Consider the following 19,359-nt stretch of genomic DNA (forward strand, 5'->3'; position numbering starts at 1 on the left):
GGGGCTTCGCCCCCCGCACCCCCAACCGGCCTGGGCGTGGAGGGTCATCGCGCGGGCCCTCCCACCCCGGCTCCTGCGGTCGCGGGGCCGGCCTCCGGCCTGGGGGCTTCGCCCTCGCCCCGCTCCGCGTCTGTGGTCACGAGATTTCTTCCTCGACCTGGCGGGGGCCATCGGGCCGAGCGGCGCGGAGGTGTCGGCGGGGTGCCGTAGTCGACGGGCAGTGCCTGGCAGGCACGTTCCAGAGCGTCCTTTTCGGGATTTGTGGAACCGATCTCATGCTGCGGCTGCCCTCGTTCGCGGGAAACCCGAGCGTGTGTCCATGGGTCTTGACGAACACTGTGACTCAGGCCATAGTCATCGGCCAGTAGGTGTGGAACCGGTTCCACACCTGGATCGCCTCCACACCCCCCAGGAGCGTCCCGATGCACAATCCCCTGTCTCGGCCCGGCGGCCGCCGCACCGTACGCCAGGTCGCCGCGCTCGGCGCGGTCGCCGCCCTCGTCGCGGGGCTCACCGCCGCCTGCGGCGGCTCGAGCGACAAGTCGAGCAAGTCGGCTCTCGGCCCGAACGACACTCTCAAGATCACGACCTTCAGTGACTTCGGCTACGACAAGCTGATCGAAAAGTGGAACGCCGACCCGAAGCACCCGTTCCTGGTCAAGCACACCAAGATCGCCGACTGGGACCCCTGGAAGCAGACCTTGACCTCCGACCTGCAGGCCGGCACCGGGCTGCCCGACATCGTGGCGATCGAGGGCGACTCGATGCCGGAGTTCCTCGCGCCCGGCGCCTCCGACCAGTTCGCCGACCTGAAGGATCCGTCGCTCGCGAATCGTTGGCTGGAGTACAAGTACAAGGCCGGGCAGACCGCCGACGGCAAGCAGATCGGTTATCCGACCGACGCCGGCCCGGAGGCGTTCTGCTACAACGCCGAGCTCTTCAAGAAGGCCGGTCTTCCGAGCGACCGCGAGCAGGTCGCGAAGCTGTTCTCGACCTGGGACTCCTACTTCGCCAATGGCGTGAAGTTCGTGAAGGCGGTCCCCGGCGCGCGGTGGATCGACGACAGCGTCTCGGTCGCGCAGGCGATGCTGAACCAGACGAAGTACCCCTTCCAGACCGCCGACAACAAGGTGAACGTCGACAACCCCGAGCTGCGCACGGTCTTCGACACGGTCGCCAAATACGCTCCCACGCTCTCCACGAAGACCCAGCAGGGCACCCCCGACTGGACCAAGGACATGGCCGACGACAAGGTCGCCACGATGCCCTGCCCAGGCTGGATGTTCGCCAACATCAAGGCCGCCGCGCCGCACTCGAAGGGCTGGGACATCGCCGACGCCTTCCCGGGCGGCGGTGGCAACTGGGGAGGGTCGTTCCTCGCCGTACCGCGGCAGTCGAAGCACCAGGCCGAGGCCAAGCGGTTCGCCAACTGGCTGACCGACAAGGACCAGCAGGTCGGGGCGTTCAAGGCCGCGGGCAACTACCCGGCCAACCTCGCCTCGGAGCAGGTGCTGGCGGCTGAGAACGCGACCGACTCGTACTTCCACGGCGCGCCCACCTCGAAGATCCTCGCCAACCGGGCGAAGGCGGTCGACCCGAAGCTGCCGTACAAGGGTGACAAGTACGCCGAGATCCTCGGCCTGTTCAAGTCGGCGGTCCAGCGCGTCGACGAGGGCAAGTCGGCGGACGAATCGTGGCGTTCCTTCGTCCAGGCCGTCGCCGGTCTCTCCTGACCCATGATCGACAACACTTCTGCCTCGGCCGGCACAGCGGCGGAGGCTGCGCCGGCCGAGGCAGCAGCTCCCGTCCGTCCCAGGCTCACGCTCCGCCAGCGGCTCTCGCACCTCGACACGAAGGTGTCGCCGTACGTCTACGTGCTGCCGTTCTTCGTGGTCTTCCTGATCATCGGGTTCTACCCGATGGCCTACTCGGGCTACCTGTCCTTCTTCTCCTGGCCGCGGTTCGGCGTCACGCACGGCCCCGGGGTCGGGTGGGCGAACTACAGCCACGTCCTGCACGACCCGGTCTTCCGCAAGGCGCTGGTCAACACCTTCGGGATCTTTCTGATCTCCTCCATCCCGCAGATCATCATCGCGACCATCGTCGCGGCCCTGCTCGACAACGAGCTGCGGGGGCGGACCTGGTGGAGGATGAGCGTCCTGCTGCCGTTCGTGGTCGCACCGGCCGCGACCGCGCTGATCTTCGGCTCGCTCTTCGCCGACCGGTCCGGACTGGTCAACGACGCGCTGCACGGGCTCGGGCTGTCGGGCGTCAATTGGCACTCCAACCGCCCGGCCAGCTGGCTGGCGATCGCGACGATGGTCAACTGGCGCTGGACCGGCTACAACGCCCTGATCCTGCTCGCGGCGATGCGGGCGATCCCGGGCGAGTTGTACGAGGCCGCCTCGATCGACGGCGCCGGCCGGGTCAGGCAGTTCCTGAGCATCACCGTGCCCGGCATCCGCCCGACGCTGCTCTTCGTGATCATCACCTCGACGATCGGCGGGCTGCACATCTTCACCGAGCCGCGGCTCTTCGACACGAACCTGCAGCACCAGGGCGGTGCGAACTATGAGTATCAGACGCTCACGATGTACGTCTTCAACACCGCCAACAGCGCCACCAACCCCTATCCGCGAGCAGCGGCCGCGACCTGGATCGAGGTCCTGCTGATCATCGCGGTCTCGCTCGGCAGCTTCCTGCTGACCCGCGCGGCGCAACGGAGGAGCTCCTGATGGCCCGTCGTCCCGGCTTCATGACCTATGCGCTGCTGGCGGCGTTCGTCCTCGGCTCGGTGTTCCCGCTGTACTGGTCGTTCGTGATCGGCTCGGTCACCAAGGAGAGCGCCGCGGCGAGCACGCCGCCGCTCGTCCCCGGGGGCCACTTCCTCGAGAACGCCCACCGGGTCTTCCATCAGATCGACTTCTGGTCCGCGCTCGGGAACTCGGTGCTGGTCTCGGGCATCGCGGCGGCGTCGGTGGTCTTTTTCTCCACTCTCGCGGGCTACGCCTTCGCCAAGCTGCGCTTCCGCGGTCGCGACCCGATGATGGTCTTCATCGTCGCGACGATGACGGTCCCGACCCAGCTCGCGCTGATCCCGATGCTGAAGGAGTTCAGCAACATGGGGCTCAGCGGGACCCGTGCGGCCGTGATCCTGCCGTGGGTGGTGACCGCGTTCGGCGTCTTCTTCATGCGGCAGTACCTCGTCGACGCGCTGCCGGACGAGCTGATCGAGGCGGCCCGCGTCGACGGCGCGTCGATGTTCCGCATCTTCTGGTCCGTCGCGACACCTGCCGCCCGGCCGGCCATGGCGATCCTCGGCCTGTTCACCTTCATGCAGGTGTGGACCGACTTCATGTGGCCACTCGTGGTGCTCCAGGGCTCCGACGTCCAGACCCTGCAGACCGCGCTCGACCAGCTCAAGATCGCGCCTGGTCAGGGGATCGCCGACATGGCGCTCCTGCAGAACGGCACGATCATGGCCACGGTCCCGCTCTTCCTCCTGTTCATCGTCACCGGCCGGCAGCTCGTCACCGGCATCATGCAAGGAGCCGTCAAGGGATGACTTCGACAGAGCGCGCCTTCCCCCAGGGCTTCCTGTGGGGCGCCGCCACCGCCGCCTTCCAGATCGAGGGCGCCTACGACGAGGACGGGCGTACCGCCTCGATCTGGGACACCTTCACCCGGGTCCCGGGCGCCATCGTCGCAGGCGACACCGCCGACGTCGCCTGCGACCATTACCACCGGATGCCCGAGGACGTGGCGCTGATGAAGCGCCTCAACCACGCGGCGTACCGCTTCTCGGTGGCCTGGCCACGGGTCCGGCCGGATGGCAGGGCGGTCAACCAGAAGGGGCTGGACTTCTACAGCCGCCTCGTCGACGAGGTGCTCGAGGCGGGCATGGTCCCGTGGCTCACGCTCTATCACTGGGACCTGCCGCAGGCGCTCGAGGACGCCGGCGGCTGGACCGGCCGTGACACCGCCTACCGCTTCGCCGACTACGCCGTGAGCGTGTACGACGCACTCGGCGACCGCGTCGAGGCGTGGACGACGCTGAACGAGCCGTGGTGCTCGGCGTTCATGGGCTACACCGGCGGTCAGCACGCACCGGGCCGGCAGGAGGGGGTCGCCGGAATCGTCGCCGCGCACCATCTGCTGCTCGGGCACGGCCTGGTCGTCGACGAGCTGCGTCGCCGCGCCGCGCCGGACCGTACGCCACAGCTCGGCATCACGCTCAACCCCACCGTCGCCGACCCGTTCGACCCGGCGCGGCCCGCCGACGTCGACGCCGCCCGGCGCCTCGACGGACTGCACAACCGGGTCTTCCTCGACCCGCTCCTGCGGGGGAGGTACGCCGACGACCTGGTCGCCGACACCGAGGGCATGACATTCGAGGGGCGGCCGTGGTCGTCGTACGTGCACGACGGCGACCTTGCGCTCATCTCGGCGCCGCTGGACTTCCTGGGCGTGAACTTCTACCACGGTGACGCGCCCGCCGCGCTGCCGTACGACGCGGCGCCCGACGAGTTGCTCGGGAGCCGGATCGAGGGACCGGCACGGCCGCGGACCTCGCCGTACCCGGGCGGAGGGTTCGTCTTCCCGCGCCGGGGCCTGCCGACGACCGACCGCGACTGGGAGATCGACCCGTCCGCGCTCACCCGGCTGCTCGTCCGGCTGCATGAGGAGTACGCCGCGCCTCCGATCTACATCACCGAAAACGGTGCGATGTGCAACGACGTCGTCGTCGACGGGACGGTGCACGACGACGAGCGTCGCCGGTTCATCGAGCAGCACCTGCACGCCACGCTCGACGCGATCGACGCCGGCGTCGACGTCCGCGGCTACTTCGTGTGGTCGCTGCTCGACAACTTCGAGTGGAGCTACGGATACGCGCATCGCTTCGGCATCGTGCACGTCGACTACGAGACCCAGGTGCGGACCCCGAAGGACAGCGCGTGGTGGTACGCCGACGTGATCGCGCGCAACGCCGTTCCACTACCGTAAGCCGCGATGGTGCGGTCCGAGGGCGAGACGCCCACCCTAGATCAGGTGGCCCGGCTGGCCGGCGTCAGCAAGGCCACCGCGTCGCGTGCGCTCAATGGCGGGGCGCGGGTCAGCCCGCAGGCTCAGGCGGCCGTCGACGACGCCGTACGGCGACTCGGCTACACCCCCAACGCCGCGGCCCGCTCGCTCGCGACCCGGCGCACGGGCTCGGTCGGGCTGATCGTGCCGGAGTCGGACGAGCGCATCTTCGCCGACCCGTTCTTCGCGCAGATGCTGCACGTGGTCACGAGGTCGGTGAAGGCGCACGACCTGCAGCTGGTGCTGCTGCTGACCCAGCCGGGCAAAGAGGAACAGCGGCTGATGCGGTACCTGCGGGGCCGGTTCGTGGACGGTGTCATCGTCACCTCGCACCACCGCGGTGACCGGCTCGCCGAGAACCTGGCCGAACTCGGGCTGCCGGCGGTCTTCATCGGGTCGCCGTGGACGAACACCGATCGTGTGTCCATCGTCGAGAGCGACGGCATCGGTGCCGGTCGTCAGGCGGCGCGGCTGCTGATCGACCGCGGTTGCCGGGCACTCGGGACGATCGCCGGCCCGGCCGACATGCACGCCGGCCACGACCGGCTCGAGGGCTGGCGGCAGGAGGTGAGCGAGGCCGGTCTGGTCGCCGACGCGGTCGTGCACGGGGACTTCACCGAGGCCGGCGGCGCGCGGGCCTGCGGCGTCCTCCTCGACGAGTTCCCCGGCATCGACGGCATCTTCGCCGCGTCGGACCTGATGGCCGCCGGTGCGGTGCGCGAGCTCACGGCGCGCGGCCGGCGGGTCCCCGAGGACGTCGCCCTGGTCGGGTACGACGACCTCGGGGTCGCCGAGCAGACCGACCCGCCGCTCACGACCTTCCGCAACCCGATCGGCGCGATGGCGACCGAGGCGATCCGGCTGCTGGCCCAGCGGATCGACGAGGGCCCCGGCGAGCCACCGCGCCGCATCGTCTTCGCCGCCGAACTCGTACGACGCGCCTCCGCCTGATCGGCGGATGCCGGGCCTCGCCGCCCTGAACGGCGCGGGAACGGGTGCGTGTCCGGCCACGGCGGCACCGTTTCCCTCGCGCCTGCGGACGGGGCCTGCTGCGCGTGGACGTGACCCCCGAATCGTGGGGCATCGAGGTGATCGCGGCGCGATGGAGTAGGATCGGTGGTAACCGAGGAGTTCTCCACGTCGGCAGACGAGCCGATGTGACCCCGGTGTCTCACTACGTCGGCCCTCTCAGGGGCCAGGACAGGTCGGCGAGCATGACGTCTCACGTCACCGCGAGCCATCCGCCATGTCGACGCGATCCCGGCGCGTTCCTTTCGTGAAGTCGACTCGTCGACGTTCCGGCTGTTCACGCTGATCTAGACGGTAGGGCGCAATCGGCGCTCGAGCCCGGGAGACGCGTCCCTGGCGGGAGACCAGGTCGTCACCTCGTACACGCTTACCACGGCTGAATCCGGCCGTGGCATCTCGAATCGGAGATTCCGTATGCATTCCCTCACTCCCCGGGTCCGGCTGTTCAGTCGCCGGTTGCCCGGCCATACCGTCATCGCCGTACGCGGCGAACTCGACATCGCGACCACCGCGGCTCTCCGCGACCGGATCCTCACCCTCCTGAAGGACATGACCACGCCACTGATCATCGACCTGTCGGGCGTGTCCTTCTGCGACGCTTCGGGTTTGAGGCTGCTCGTCGGCACCCAACGTCGCGCGCGACTGCACGGGGTCACCGTCGCCCTGGCCGCGCCCCGTCCCCACGTCAGGAAACTGCTGCGCATCACCGGCCTCGACCACGCGTTCGCCATTCATGCCACGGTCGCCGCCGCGCAGCGGAGTCACGCGCACGCCCCGCACTCGTCGGCGGCATGATCGCCGATGTAGTTCGTGGTCATGCTACGCATCGTCGCTCGAATTCGGTGTCCAACGGGAACGGAGTGACCGCAGGGCTCATTCGGTGAGGTGAGCCCCCTGTCCGAGGACGCGCCCAACCCCGGCTGTGACTCCCATTGAGACGGGCTCGTCCCTGATCTGATCGCTTGCGTGAGTGCCGGTCACCGGCCGGGTGATCCTCCGCCTGGGGACTCGCACGGCCGGTGTCATTCGCCGGACAGGTCAGGAGGAGGATTCGCCGCCGGTGATGTAGAGGTTCATCTCGGCGAAGTCGAGGGTGACCGCGTAGGGCTTGAAGAACGTGTGCCCGAAGACGGCCAGCACATCGAAGGGCGTCGGGTTCACCATCCTGTCCCCGGCCGACCAGTAGATCTCGCGGGCGATGGCCGGGCCGATGCGCGCCTCGTCCGGATAGCAGGGGTACCCCTTGAGCACCTCCCTGTGAGTGGCGCCGTACATCGGGCGGCTCCGGTCGACGCGCACCCCCAGCCGGTCGGCCGCGTCCAGCGTCAGGCCACCCGCCATGCCACCCTCCTGGCCGGTGTTGACGGACACCACCTGCGGGCCGGAACCGTTGATGCTGCCTCGGGTGTAGGGGATGTTCCCGTCGATGCCCTGCTGGTCGCCGCCGTTGACCTTGGTCTGGGAGACCGGCCGCAACCCGGCCTCCTCGGCCATCCGTACGGTCAGGCCCACCCCCATGGTGTTGCCGGTGTCCCACAGGAATCGGTTCGGTGGCCCGCCGTTCACCGACGCCTCGATCAGCGGCAGCGGGTCCATCGTCAGCCACGGGACGCGGCCGGACGGCCCCACCGACACCTGGTAGGGCTGCCCCTGGACCGCCTCGTACCACGTGGCCTCCGCCTCTTTGCCGATGGCGCGCAGCAGAGGCACCGCCGGCGGATAGTCCTCCTGTCGCAGGTGGCACTCGGCCAGCCACTGCTTGGCCTGCGTGTCATCGGGCGCCAGCCCGACCGCGAGCGTCAGATACTTCTGCGCGTCGGCGAACCGGTTGGACAACAGCGCGATGTATCCGCGCTGCCGTGCCGCGTGCCCGTTGTTCGGATCCTTCCGCAGGATCGCCTCGTAACCGCGGGCGGCCTCGTCGAACCGGCCGGCCTTGAGCAGTGCGTCCGGATCGATTCTCTCCTCCGCCGCACTGACCGGGGCACCCAGCAGCGGCGTCACCGCAGCCGCGCCCGCGGCCAGGCCGAGCCCCGCGATGAGCCTTCGCCGGTTGAGCTCCACCATGGAGATACGCCTTTCTCGCCAGTCGACCTCGTTTGCACTGCCGTCCTATCTCCCGGCGCATATCGCCGACATATCGGAAAGCGCATACGTGTCGGCAACACCGCGCGGCCCTCATCGCGGCGCTTCTGTCGGGTTCGCATATGTCGGCGATATGCCGTGCTGTTTAGGCTGCGGGCATGCGCGTGCTGCTCGTGGAGGACGAGCCCTACCTGGCCGAAGCCGTCCGTGACGGGCTCCGGCTGGAGGCGATCGCCGCCGACATCGCCGGGGACGGCGACACCGCCCTGGAGCTGCTCGGCGTCAACTCCTACGACCTCGCGGTCCTGGACCGTGACATCCCCGGGCCCTCCGGCGACGAGGTCGCCCGGCGGATCGTCGCCTCCGGCAGCGGCATCCCGATCCTCATGCTCACCGCCGCCGACCGGATCGACGACAAGGTCTCGGGGTTCGAGCTCGGCGCCGACGACTACCTCACCAAACCGTTCGAGCTCCGGGAGCTCGTCATGCGGCTGCGGGCGCTGGACCGCAGGCGCGCGTACGCCCGGCCCCCGGTCAGTGAGATCGCGGGCCTGCGGCTGGACCCCTTCCGCCGGGAGGTCTTCCGCGACGGACACCACGTCGCGCTCACCCGTAAGCAGTTCGCCGTGCTCGAGGTCCTCGTCGCCGCCCGAGGCGGGGTCGTCAGCGCCGAAGAGCTCCTGGAGCGGGCCTGGGACGCCAACGCCGACCCCTTCACCAACGCGGTCCGCATCACGATCTCCGCCCTGCGCAAACGACTCGGCGAACCCTGGCTCATCGCCACGGTGCCCGGCGTCGGCTACCGGATCGACACCGGCGGCGCTCATGAATAGGCGCCCGGCGCTCAGTGCCCGGCTGAAACTCACCGTCAGCTACGCCGGGTTCCTCCTCCTCGCCGGCGCGCTCCTGCTGGCCGTGCTCTGGGTGTTCGTGCTGCGCCACGTGCCCGACGCCGACCCCGAGTCCATCCGGCGGAAGTTCGGCGGCGTGATCATTGTGAGCACCAGCCGCAGCGATCTCCTGCGCGGTTTCGTCCCCGCCGCGGCCGTCGCACTGGCCTTCCTTCTGGTGTTCGGCCTCCTGGGAGGGTGGATCCTCGCCGGCCGGATGCTCGCACCGCTCACCCGGATCGCGGACGCGGCGCGGATGGCCTCCAGCGGGTCGCTGTCCCACCGGATCCGTATGAGAGGCCGCGAGGACGAGTTCCGCGAACTCGCCGACGTGTTCGACACCATGCTCGAACAACTCGAATCCCACGTCGCCGAGCAGCGTAGGTTCGCCGCGAACGCCTCCCATGAGCTGCGCACCCCGCTGGCGATCTCCAGGACGCTCCTCGACGCCGCCCGCGACGACCCGGCGCGGGACCGGGGCGAGCTCCTCGAACGCCTCCACACGGTGAACACGCGGGCGATCGATCTCACCGAGACCCTCCTGCTGCTCAGCCGCGCCGACCGCAGGAGCTTCACTCGCGAGCCCGTCGATCTGTCCCTCATCGCCGAGGAGGCCGCCGAAACGCTGCTTCCCCTCGCCGAGAAGCGCCGGATCACGCTCCACGTCACCGGTGAGGCGGCATGGGCCACCGGATCCGCCGCGCTCATCCTGCGGATGGTGACGAACCTCGTCCAGAACGCCATCGTCCACAACCTGCCCGCCGGGGGCACGGTGACGGTGCGGACCGAAGCGGGACACGACGCGAGCGTGCTGCGGGTCGAGAACACCGGCCCTCAGGTGCCGGCGGAACTGGTGCCGACCCTCATCGAGCCCTTCCAGCGCGGAACCGAACGCGTACGCACCGACGAGCATGCCGGCGTCGGCCTCGGGCTCGCCATCGTGCACAGCATCGTCCGGGCACACGACGGGACCCTTGACCTGACGCCCCGCCCCGCCGGGGGTCTCCTCGTCACGATCCGGCTTCCCGGGATCCGTCCGTTCGACTGACTGGCTCTGGGTCCTCAGCAGGATTTCGCGTGCATCTCGACATCGTGTTGTCGAAGGCGTACCGCGCCCGATCCCGCCACCGCGCCTCAGCCACCCACGTCCTCTTGTCCGGCCGCACGTCCTGATCTTGCACCGCGCGAAGCCATCAGCCCGCAGAGGCGGAGCCCGGCCAGTGCCGCGAAGGTCTGCGAGGGCACGGAGCACCTCACCCTCCAGCACCACGCGGCCGTCGCCGCGCTTCCCGAGCCCGAGCAGGACTACTGGCTCGATCAGGCGGAGAAGGAGGGCTGGTCCGCGACCGCGCTGCGCGGCCGGGTCCGGGAGGCGCGGAAGGCCGAGCAGAGCGAACGAAGCGCCGCGGCAATGGTCATTCCCCTGCGCATACGGGTCACCGCCGAACGCCGGCAGCGGTGGGAGGAGGCCGCCGGACGCTCCGGGCAGCACCTGATCGACTGGATGTTCCTGGTGCTCGACCAGGCGGCGGCCTGCTGAGAAGACCCGGGCCTGGGACGCGCGAGAAGGCGCGCATCATTGGCGGCGCGCAGCGGACACCATCTCACCGCGCCGGCGGCAGACGTACCTCGATCTCCAGGCCACCGCCCGGATCGGGCGCCGCGCGTACGGTGCCGCCGTGCGCCCGCGTGATGGAACGCACGATCGACAGGCCGAGCCCAGGGCGTTCGGTGTCGCGCGGGCCGAGCCGCCGGAACGGCTCGAACAGCCCGTTCACCTCCCGGTCGACGTGACGCTCGACCATCCCCGGGACTCCGGGCGACTGGACGGCGCCCCGGTGACGGTGACGTTCACCGGGGAACGCCGCAAGGACGTACTCGCCGTCCCGGTCGGCCCCCTCCTGGCCCGGTCCGACGGACGGTACGCGGTCGAGGTCGCCGACGCGTCCGGACGCCGGCGCACCGTCCCCGTACAGCTCGGCATGTTCGCCGACGGGCAGGTGGAGGTGACCGGACCGGGCCTGGCGGCCGGGATGCGGGTGGAGGTGCCCTCGTCATGACCGGCATCAGAGCGGAGGGCACGCCGGGCGACACCACGCCCGCCCCGCCGATCGAGCTGCGGAAGGTCTCCGAGCGCCACCCCGGCGTCGTCGCGCTGCACGAGGTGTCGCTGACGATCGAGCTCGGCGAGATGGTGGCGATCACCGGCCCGTCCGGGTCGGGCAAGTCGACGATGCTGCAGCTCCTCGGTGCGCCCGACCGGCCCACGACCGGGCAGGTGCTGCTGTTCGGCCATGACATCGCCGGCCTGAGCGACCGGCGGCTCGCGGCCGTACGGGCGTCCTGGATCGGGTTCGTCTTCCAGCAGTTCTTCCTCACCGACCATCTGAACGCCGTCGCGAACGTCGCGAACGGACTGCTCTACCTCGGCGTCCCGGAACGCGAGCGACGCCGCCGCGCGGTACGGGCGCTGGAGCGGGTCGGTCTCGGGCACCGGCTCGGCCACCGGCCGGCCGAGCTGTCCGGCGGCGAGCGGCAGCGCGTCGCGATCGCCCGCGCGCTGATCGGTGAACCGCCGATCCTGCCGGCCGACGAGCCGACCGGCAACCTCGACTCCACCACGGGCGCCGGGCTGATGGAGCTCATCCACGAGCTGCATCGTGGCGGCACCACCGTCGTGCTGGTCACGCACGATCGCGAGATCGCCGCGTCCGCGCCGCGACGGGTGGAGATCCTCGACGGCGCGGTCCGTTCCGACAGCGGGCGGGTGGCGTCATGAGGGCGTCGCGGCCGCTGCCCGCGCCGGCGCGGCTCACCTCCGGCGACCTGGTCCGGACCTCGCCACCGTAGGCGGCGCCGTGCGCTCGGGAGCCTTCCTCAACCAGGCCACCGGGCGGTATCCGGCCGTGGTGCTCAGAGCCTGTTGCACTTCGACGGTCACCCGACGACCCTCTACCGCTGGGCGCCGTCAGGGGACAGATCCGGCTGCAGTTCCTCACCGAGTCGGTCATGATCTCAGTGCTCGGCGGGCCTGGCGGGCGTCCTGCTCGGCCTGGGCATCGCGATCACCACCGCGGTCGTACGGGACTGGCCGGTCGTCCTGCCGGCGCAGGCCATCGCGGGCGGCACCGTGGCCGCGATCGCGGTCGGCACGGTGGCCGGTCTCTACCCCGCCCGGCGCGCCGCGCGCACGTCGCCCACCGAGGCACTGGCCACCGCGTGACAGGCCCGTGCGCATGGCGCACCCGAGCAAGGCGGTCGGCTCGTCGAAGCTCTGGACGGGCAAGACGCTGGTGGCGCCCGCCACCAGCTCCGGCGACCACCATCACGGCGGCGCGGAGACCTCCATCTACGTCGTGTCCGGCGACCCGGTGTCCGTCTTCGCCGACGGCGAGAACGAGGTACGCCTGGAGACCGAGCCCGGTGACTTCGTCTTCGTCCCGCCCTACGCCCCGCACCGCGAGGAGACCCCCGGCGACACCGAGGCGGTCGTCGTCATCTCCCGCAGCAGCCAGGAGGGTGTCGTGGTGAACCTGCCCGGTCTGTGGTCGCCGGTCGACCGGTCATGAGCGTGGGCGGCCCGCCGGCCCTCGTGGGATTCACCGATCCCGTGTGCCCGTCGGCCCGGGGGTCGGAACCAGTCGATGTCTGCCCTTCGGGCGTTCCGCGAGCACGACGTCCAGCCTCCTGCGGCCGCGGGCGATCGACAGCATCCCGAACAGGGTGAGCACCGCGACGATGACCGTCACCGAGGTCGTGACGGAGACGCCGCCTATGCCGATCGCCCGCCGGGGCCCGAGGACGCCCGCCAGCCAGCTGCACAGCAGCGTGCCGGCCAGCATGCCGACGCGGAACACCAGTTGGAAGACGCCGAGGACCCGTCCCCGGAAGTCGGGATCGGTCTGCAGCTGTACGAGGGAGAGCACCCCCGCGCGGAGCACCAGCGACACGACGCCGAGCGGCAACAGGGCCAGCGTGATCGTGGGGATGTTCGGCATGACCGCGACGGCGGTCTGCAGGACACCGAAGATCACGGCGCTCACGGCGAGCCTGCCGAGGGTCATCTGGTACCGCCAGGTCGGCCAGGCCCCCAGCAGGGAGCCCACCGACAGCGTCGCGAGGAATAGACCGTACGCTCCGGCCTGCTGATGCAGCGACTTCGTGAGGAGCAGGAGCAGCGGCGGGAGGCTGGTCCCGGCGGTGCTCACGACCGCGGTCGTGACGACCAGCAACGTGAGGTCCAGCCTGGAGAACAGGTACCTCCACGCCCCCCGCGGCCGCGCGCCGTCCCGGCGGGTCCGGGCCCGGCGGTGCAGGTCCGCGGGACGGATCAGGACCAGCGTCAGGAGCACGGCCACGTAGGACACCGCGTTGAGGAGGATCACCCCGCCCACGCCGGTGAGCCCGATCGTCGGCCCGGCCGCGGCGGATCCGATGAGGAACGCCAGCTCGACGACCGTGTTGCTCATGGTGACGGCACGCCGAATCTGCGTGTCACCGACGATCTCCGCGACGAAGACGTGTGACGTCGGCATGATGACGGCGTTCACAGACCCGACGGCGAGCGCGCTGACCGTCAGCTGCCACGCCGTCAGGGACCCGTGGACGGCGAGAACGCCCAGCACCAGCGCGATCAGCGCCAGCAGGGCGTGGGCGCAGAACAGCACCCGGCGCGCCGAGAACCGGTCGGCGATCACGCCCGCCGGCGCGCTGAAGACGAGTGCGGCGAAGGTCGGCGCGCTCGCCACGAGCCCGAGGAGCAGCGGGCTCTCGGTGAGCTGATAGACGAGCCAGCTCTGCGCGACCACCTGCATGCTCGTGCCGACCTGCGACACGACCTGGCCCAGGAAGTAGTACCGGGGGTTGCGCGACGCGAGGATCGGCTTCGGTTCTTTACCGGACACTCGAGGGGGTGGTCTCATTCATATTCGGGAGTGACGCGGACCCGGCCGGCGCGGGACCGCGGAAGGCTACCCTCGGCGCCACGAGTACTCCGGAAGTCCGAATCTTCTCTCGAATTCGCGGAGCCGATCCTCGTGGAGGAACCTCACCATCTTCACCTGGGGTCCCCACCGCTCGTCGACGTTCATGCCTTCGACGATGAAGCCGAGGCTCAACTGCAGCATCATGGCCGGACCGTTGTTGGGGTGATGCTGGGAGCTGACCCGCTCGTACCCCAGGCCCCGGAGGTACTGGAAGATCTGTGGATAGAGCGCGTTCGCGATTCCCTTGTTGCGGAAATCGGGCCGTATCCCGGCCGTCCGGAGGTAGAAGGTGGAGGGGTCCTCCATCTCACCCTTCATCCAGGCCGCGACCTCGCCGTCGGAGTCGCGTACCAGAATGCGCTCCTGGTGGAGCGTGTCGAACTCGGCACCCAGGATCTCCCGGTCCTTCTGCCGCTCGGCGGGCACGGTGAAGTGTGAGGTCCGCCCGCCGAAGACCTCGTCGTACATCTGCGCGACGAGCTTGTCGAAGTACGCCTCGTCCGTGCAGATGTCAGCAGTGAAACGACCGTTGCGGAAGTCCAACGGAAACAGGTCTTCGCGCGCTCGATCGAGCCTATCTGTAAAGCTCATCCCGTCAGGCTACAGATGGCCGCACATGTGTCGGTAACGACACGGTAACGTCGAATCGGACGGATAATGGAACGCCACGTTCAGACCATTGGCTACCCCGGCCGAGCGTGCCTGACACCGGACCACCGGCCTCCGTTACCGATCCGTTAGTGATCGCTTGATCGCCACCCATATCATCGGGGCCGCATCCCAGACCGTCCTCCCGAAGGACTCTCGTATTCCGGTGAAAGGGCCTTAATGCACGTGACCTATCTGCTCGGCGCTAAAGGTAACCTGCTGTACGACGGAAAACACGAGATGGCCGGCCGTTTCCAGACCTACGGCCAGCACAGCTTCATAGTCGACCTGGTCGGCGCCATGACCGACGCGGGGCACAAGGTATGCCTGGTGACCGACGATCTCGACGGGTTCCCCCTCACCCGGGTCATGGGCCGCGCGGAGAACGTCACGGTCACCGATGAGGTCCCGGCGGTCACCGACCTGATCCTGGTCGATGAGGCGTCCGACCGGATGCTGGAGAGGTTCCCCCGGCACGTCCCCGCCGTGCGGTTCGTCCACCACGCCGGGCGGCGTCCCTCGGACTACATGGTCGAGCGTTGCCGGTGGCTCGTCTGCATGACGGAGAACGCGCTGGACCGGCAGGCGACGATGGTTCCGGCGGACCGGCTCGTCCTCATCCGCCAGGGGGTCGACCTGGCGCGTTTCTCGCCACCGCGCGAGCGGACCGCCGGGCGCGGGAGCCGGCCGCGGGTACTCGTGCACTGCCGGATGGATTCGGGCCGCGAACGCGTGCTGAACAGCGTGATGGAGCACCTCGACCGCGAGGAGCTGCTCGTCTACGCGGTGGGCGACGGCCCCGGCTTCTGGGAGCTCAGTGACCGGTTCGGCGACGAGCTCATCCTGATCAACCACGTCCCGTGCCTCTCGGTGCCGAACCTGCTGGCGGAGATGGACGTGGTCATCTCGCTCGGCCGGGGCGCGATGGAGGCGATGGCGACCGGCATCCCGACCATCTGCGCGGGCTACGGGTACGCCGGCGTCGTCAACGAGGAGAACATCGGCCCCCTGCTGACCTACAACCTCACGGGCGCCTACTGTGAACGAGATCCGAGGCGGGTGATGGAGGACGTCCACTCCGCTCTGGCGGCCGATCGGCGCGGGGTCCGGCGGCTGGCCGAGGAGCACCTGTCGATCGGCGTCTTCGCCGATCGCGTGTTCGACCTCGTCGCGCCGGGAACGGCGCGATGACCCCCCGGCCCCCGGACGAGGCGTCGATGCCCGGGTGGACCGATCCCGCCGTGTCTCCGCGGGTCATCGAGCACGGGCCGCGGGACGGAAGAGAGGTCGCGCTCACGTTCGACGCCGACCTCACCACGCTCATGCGCCGGCGCCTCCGGCTCGGGACGGTGGAGTCCTACGCCGACATGCGGCTGGTCGACGAACTGCGGCGTACGCGCACGCCTGCGACGTTCTTCTTCACCGGGCTGTGGATGGAGGAGTATCCGCAGGAGACGCGGCGGATCGCGGACGACGACCTCTTCGAGCTCGGCACGCACTCGCAGTCTCATCGCGCGTTCCGCCGGGCCTGCTTCAACCTCGGCCTCGTCCCGGAAGAGGAGATGCTCGGCGAGGTGATCGATCCGATCGTCACCCTGCACCGGCTCACCGGACGGGCGACCCGGTACTTCCGCTTTCCGGGCGGTTGTCACGACGCGGCCGCCCTGGCGGCCATCCGGCCCGCGGGCGTCACGGTCGTGGGGTTCGACGTCTTCTCCGGAGATGCCTTCTGCGACTCGGCCGATGTGATCGTCGACCAGACGCTCACCCAGGTGACGGGGGGCTCGATCATCGTGATGCACCTCGGTGGCCCGAACGCCCCGCGGACCGCCGACGCGCTTCCCCGGGTGATCGCCGGCCTGCGGGAGAAGGGCCTGCGCCCGACCACGCTCACCCGGTTTCTCGCCGCGGCGGGCGATGCGGACCGGGAGCGCGGCCCGGGCTCCGGTCTCGCCTCATGACGAAGGTCACCCGCACGTCCTCTCGCCGGAACCCGGGTACGCACCGTGCCGCGGCGAGACGTCAGGCGGACCGAGCGGGCAGGCTGAGGGTCCCTCCGAGGAAGAACTCAGGATCCATGAAGGCGGCGGGCTTCGGGCTCTCGGGGAGGCACATCACGTACTGGGTGTCCTGAGCCAGGATCGCCCGCTCCAGCTCGCGAAGCCGCCGATTCGGCTCTATCCCCAGCTCGTCGACGAGAACGCGACGGCAGTTACGGTAGGCCGCCAGTGCGTCCGCCTGCCGATCGGCCCGGTACAGGGCGATGATGAGCCGCTCCCACAGCCTTTCCCGCAAGGGAGTGGCGGCCAGCAGCTGCGCGACCTCTCCGGCGACGTCCGAATACCTGCCGAGTCGCAGATCGGCGTCGATCCTGTCCTCCAGCGCCGCCAGGCGCATCTCCTCCAGATGGTCGATGGCGGGCCAGGTGACGCCCGCCTCCACCAGGTCGGACAGGACCGATCCACGCCAGCAGGAGAGCGCGCGCCGGAACGACCGTGAAGCATCCTCATATCGCCGACCGGCAAGAGCCGTGCGCCCCTCGGCACGAAGTCTCAGGAACCGGTGGACATCGATCGCCTGCGGGTCCACCTCCAGCATGTATCCGGGAGCGCGGGTGGCGATCGAAGCCGCGCCGAGAGTACGAGTCGCGGAGATCAGCTTCCGTAGTCCGCCGATCCCGTTCTGCAGCGACTGTCTGGCCGTCCGCGGCGGGTCCTCCCCCCACAGCGCCTCAACAAGCCGACCTGCGGGAACGACCTGATTCGGGTGGAGGAGCAGATAAGCCAGCAAGGTACGTTGCTTGAGAGGGCCCACCCCGAGGAGGCCGCCCCGCACAATGACTTCAAGGTGGCCGAGGATACGGAACTCGACCCAGGGGCCGCCCTGGCCGGAAGGCACCCTCTCGGATTCGAGTGACATGTTCTCTTAGGTACTCACTTCTCGATTGCTCCTACGACGAGGCCACGAGCGCGCCTACCGCCGCTGAGCGCTGAAAATGGTCGTTTATCACGCAGGAGATTAGACGACCACGGTGCGGGATTTGTTCGCCACCTTGCAGTGCGGGCAGGACGTCTCAGGTGCCCGGCGCCGCCGAGCGGGGCCGCGGCAGAGCCTTTAAATCCAGCAACTTTGCCATAAAATTAATGTTTAGTTTCGCCGACGGTCAACCAAATGACCGCCGACATCATCGTGGTCCGGGTCACGTGCGGTGGTCCCGGGCGACGCTCGGGACCACCGTACGTTCAGGTGCGAGGCGGCGTGCCCCGCCCCTCGACGGCTCGTTCCGTCACCACCGGACCGAGGTCAGTGGCCGAAGCAGAACCAGTTGATGTTGATGAAGTCCCAGATCTGGTCGCTCTTGAACGTGAAGTACACGTTGTGCACTCCCGTGACCCCGCTCGCGCCGACCGAGACCGTCGACCAGTTCTGCCACCCACCGGTGTTGACGGTGTAGAGGGTGGCGATGGGCGCGCTCCCGGGACTGTCCAGCCGCACCTCGACCCGCCCGTATCCCTCGGGCTTGTCGGTCGCGATGCGGGCGTAGAGCTGGGTCGCGGGCGTGGACCCGAAGTCGATCCTCTTGTACAGCGCCCAGTCACCACTGGCCGCCGAGGCGATGTTCCGGCCGCCGCCGACGTCCTTCGAGTTCTCGGTGCTCAGGTGCTTCGACCGACGGGCGAACGACTCAGCCTGGATCGTGCTGTAGGCGCTGCGTCCGCCCCTCGCGGGCGCCTTATCGCCGGAGGATCCGGACGTGGGGCTTTTGGTCGGCCGCACGCTCCGGACGAAGCGACGGGTCGGCGAGGGTGTCGCCGCCGCTGCCGGTGATGCGGTCGGTGACGCCGTCGGCGTCACCGGCACGATGTAGGGCGCCGTCTCGCCGCCCTGCTGCGCCGCCACCTTGGCGGGAGTCATCCGCCTCGAAGACGCGGATCGCGCCGCGCCCGCCTTCTTCTGGGTGTGAACCGTGCCGCCGGCGGCGGCCGCGTTGACGCCGGCGTCGACCGGCGGCGAGGCCGGGACCTGCTGCCCGCCGGTCACCTGGGGCTGGGCGGACGCGGGCGGTGCCGTCTTGCCATTCGGCCCCTTCGTGCCCGGCGCGATCCTTCCCGGGACGACGGGCTGCCCGGCGGCGCTACCCGGAGCCGATGCGCCCGGGCTCGGCGCTCCCGGACTGATCGTGACGCCGATGGCGGACCCCGGCGACTGCAGGGACGGGTTCGCACGGCTGTTCTGCGCGACCAGGGCCAGTTGCCGCGTGTGCTCGGAGGCATCCTGCTTGTGGCGGTACGAGACCATCGCGCCGAGGCCGAAGGCCGCTCCGGCGACCACGATCAACGCGGCACCGCCCGCCAGGACCCGCGGGCCCACCTTCGGCTGCGAACTCGGCTCCCAGGCGGTCCGGGTGAAGGCGTTGACGAGCTCGGCGCGTTCCTGGCGCCGGCGTTCGTTCTCCTTCAGATCGCTCAACTGTTGTCTCCTCAATGTGACAGAGCGGATCAAATGGGATGATGAAGTGAGGTGCCGGCGGATCTTGCCGTGCCGGCGCCTCCGGACAGGGGTCGGGTCAGGAGAAGGGCCACACGTCGCCGGTGCTGCCGCTCGGTCGGGTTCTGACGTCCATGTGTGCTTCCTTGATC

General features: G+C 69.5%; 21 protein-coding genes. 14 read left to right on the forward strand and 7 right to left on the reverse strand.

Annotated features, from left to right (window positions below; genetic code table 11):
- The first annotated feature begins 422 nt into the window (after positions 1-422).
- The 6 genes from NE235_RS35985 (at position 423) to NE235_RS36010 (ending at position 6,906) form a co-directional block, all read left to right on the forward strand.
- Positions 423-1,733, forward strand: a complete 1,311-nt coding sequence (locus NE235_RS35985; protein ID WP_252811196.1) for an ABC transporter substrate-binding protein — start codon at positions 423-425, stop codon at positions 1,731-1,733.
- A gap of 3 nt (positions 1,734-1,736) precedes the next feature.
- The gene (locus tag NE235_RS35990) at positions 1,737-2,735 is read left to right on the forward strand and encodes a carbohydrate ABC transporter permease (protein WP_252811198.1); all 999 of its coding nucleotides are present in this window, start codon (positions 1,737-1,739) and stop codon (positions 2,733-2,735) included.
- Positions 2,735-3,565 (forward strand): carbohydrate ABC transporter permease, encoded by an 831-nt coding sequence (locus NE235_RS35995; RefSeq protein ID WP_252811200.1) that lies wholly within the window; start codon positions 2,735-2,737, stop codon positions 3,563-3,565. Before NE235_RS35990 ends, NE235_RS35995 begins: the two co-directional genes overlap by 1 nt.
- Positions 3,562-5,004 (forward strand): glycoside hydrolase family 1 protein, encoded by a 1,443-nt coding sequence (locus NE235_RS36000; RefSeq protein ID WP_252811202.1) that lies wholly within the window; start codon positions 3,562-3,564, stop codon positions 5,002-5,004. Before NE235_RS35995 ends, NE235_RS36000 begins: the two co-directional genes overlap by 4 nt.
- 6 nt (positions 5,005-5,010) lie before the next feature.
- Entirely contained in the window at positions 5,011-6,033 is a 1,023-nt protein-coding gene (locus NE235_RS36005; RefSeq protein ID WP_252811204.1) for a LacI family DNA-binding transcriptional regulator, read from the forward strand.
- 492 nt (positions 6,034-6,525) lie between these two features.
- A complete protein-coding gene (locus NE235_RS36010) occupies positions 6,526-6,906 on the forward strand; it encodes an STAS domain-containing protein (RefSeq protein WP_252811207.1) in 381 nt (126 codons plus the stop codon).
- Positions 6,907-7,149: 243 nt separating this feature from the next.
- Here NE235_RS36010 and NE235_RS36015 read toward each other — a convergent pair whose 3' ends face one another.
- On the reverse strand, positions 7,150-8,178 hold the full coding sequence (locus NE235_RS36015) for a tetratricopeptide repeat protein (protein ID WP_252811209.1): 1,029 nt from the start codon (positions 8,176-8,178) through the stop codon (positions 7,150-7,152).
- 176 nt (positions 8,179-8,354) lie between these two features.
- On the opposite strand from NE235_RS36015, the gene NE235_RS36020 reads away from it, so the two are divergent.
- The 3 genes from NE235_RS36020 to NE235_RS37980 all read left to right on the forward strand — a co-directional run bounded on the left by NE235_RS36020 (position 8,355) and on the right by NE235_RS37980 (position 10,626).
- Complete coding sequence (locus NE235_RS36020; protein ID WP_252811211.1) at positions 8,355-9,029, forward strand: response regulator transcription factor; 675 nt, start codon at positions 8,355-8,357, stop codon at positions 9,027-9,029.
- Positions 9,022-10,134 (forward strand): sensor histidine kinase, encoded by a 1,113-nt coding sequence (locus tag NE235_RS36025; RefSeq protein WP_252811212.1) that lies wholly within the window; start codon positions 9,022-9,024, stop codon positions 10,132-10,134. The genes NE235_RS36020 and NE235_RS36025 overlap by 8 nt, the downstream gene beginning before the upstream one ends.
- A gap of 363 nt (positions 10,135-10,497) precedes the next feature.
- Positions 10,498-10,626 carry a hypothetical protein gene (locus NE235_RS37980; RefSeq protein WP_289849737.1) on the forward strand — a complete coding sequence of 43 codons (129 nt, stop codon included), beginning with the start codon at positions 10,498-10,500 and terminating at the stop codon, positions 10,624-10,626.
- Between the two features lie 64 nt (positions 10,627-10,690).
- Here the strand turns inward: NE235_RS37980 and NE235_RS36030 are convergent, their stop codons facing one another.
- Positions 10,691-10,891 carry an ATP-binding protein gene (locus NE235_RS36030; protein WP_343886606.1) on the reverse strand — a complete coding sequence of 67 codons (201 nt, stop codon included), beginning with the start codon at positions 10,889-10,891 and terminating at the stop codon, positions 10,691-10,693.
- A gap of 33 nt (positions 10,892-10,924) precedes the next feature.
- On the opposite strand from NE235_RS36030, the gene NE235_RS36035 reads away from it, so the two are divergent.
- Both NE235_RS36035 and NE235_RS36040 read left to right on the forward strand, forming a co-directional pair.
- Complete coding sequence (locus NE235_RS36035) at positions 10,925-11,146, forward strand: efflux RND transporter periplasmic adaptor subunit (RefSeq protein WP_252811214.1); 222 nt, start codon at positions 10,925-10,927, stop codon at positions 11,144-11,146.
- Positions 11,143-11,865 (forward strand): ABC transporter ATP-binding protein, encoded by a 723-nt coding sequence (locus tag NE235_RS36040; RefSeq protein WP_252811216.1) that lies wholly within the window; start codon positions 11,143-11,145, stop codon positions 11,863-11,865. The genes NE235_RS36035 and NE235_RS36040 overlap by 4 nt, the downstream gene beginning before the upstream one ends.
- 236 nt (positions 11,866-12,101) lie before the next feature.
- On the opposite strand, the gene NE235_RS36045 is transcribed toward NE235_RS36040, so the two are convergent.
- On the reverse strand, positions 12,102-12,239 hold the full coding sequence (locus NE235_RS36045) for a hypothetical protein (RefSeq protein WP_252811218.1): 138 nt from the start codon (positions 12,237-12,239) through the stop codon (positions 12,102-12,104).
- An 83-nt stretch (positions 12,240-12,322) separates the two neighbouring features.
- Here NE235_RS36045 and NE235_RS36050 point away from each other — a divergent pair, with 83 nt between their 5' ends.
- Entirely contained in the window at positions 12,323-12,655 is a 333-nt protein-coding gene (locus NE235_RS36050; RefSeq protein ID WP_252811220.1) for a cupin domain-containing protein, read from the forward strand.
- A gap of 30 nt (positions 12,656-12,685) precedes the next feature.
- On the opposite strand, the gene NE235_RS36055 is transcribed toward NE235_RS36050, so the two are convergent.
- Both NE235_RS36055 and NE235_RS36060 read right to left on the reverse strand, forming a co-directional pair.
- Positions 12,686-13,990 carry an MFS transporter gene (locus NE235_RS36055; protein ID WP_252811222.1) on the reverse strand — a complete coding sequence of 435 codons (1,305 nt, stop codon included), beginning with the start codon at positions 13,988-13,990 and terminating at the stop codon, positions 12,686-12,688.
- Between the two features lie 66 nt (positions 13,991-14,056).
- Positions 14,057-14,662, reverse strand: coding sequence for a GNAT family N-acetyltransferase (locus NE235_RS36060; RefSeq protein WP_252811224.1), 606 nt, complete (start codon positions 14,660-14,662; stop codon positions 14,057-14,059).
- 237 nt (positions 14,663-14,899) lie between these two features.
- On the opposite strand from NE235_RS36060, the gene NE235_RS36065 reads away from it, so the two are divergent.
- Both NE235_RS36065 and NE235_RS36070 read left to right on the forward strand, forming a co-directional pair.
- On the forward strand, positions 14,900-15,910 hold the full coding sequence (locus NE235_RS36065) for a glycosyltransferase family protein (RefSeq protein ID WP_252811228.1): 1,011 nt from the start codon (positions 14,900-14,902) through the stop codon (positions 15,908-15,910).
- A complete protein-coding gene (locus NE235_RS36070; protein WP_252811230.1) occupies positions 15,907-16,680 on the forward strand; it encodes a polysaccharide deacetylase family protein in 774 nt (257 codons plus the stop codon). Before NE235_RS36065 ends, NE235_RS36070 begins: the two co-directional genes overlap by 4 nt.
- A gap of 61 nt (positions 16,681-16,741) precedes the next feature.
- Here NE235_RS36070 and NE235_RS36075 read toward each other — a convergent pair whose 3' ends face one another.
- Both NE235_RS36075 and NE235_RS36080 read right to left on the reverse strand, forming a co-directional pair.
- Positions 16,742-17,638 carry an AfsR/SARP family transcriptional regulator gene (locus tag NE235_RS36075; protein WP_252811232.1) on the reverse strand — a complete coding sequence of 299 codons (897 nt, stop codon included), beginning with the start codon at positions 17,636-17,638 and terminating at the stop codon, positions 16,742-16,744.
- A gap of 384 nt (positions 17,639-18,022) precedes the next feature.
- Positions 18,023-19,189: a carbohydrate-binding protein gene (locus tag NE235_RS36080; RefSeq protein WP_252811234.1), complete on the reverse strand. Its 1,167-nt coding sequence runs from the start codon at positions 19,187-19,189 to the stop codon at positions 18,023-18,025.
- Positions 19,190-19,359 lie beyond the last annotated feature (170 nt).

Origin of the sequence: Actinoallomurus spadix (assembly GCF_024055725.1) — a bacterium.
In the GTDB taxonomy this organism is placed as follows: domain Bacteria; phylum Actinomycetota; class Actinomycetes; order Streptosporangiales; family Streptosporangiaceae; genus Actinoallomurus; species Actinoallomurus spadix.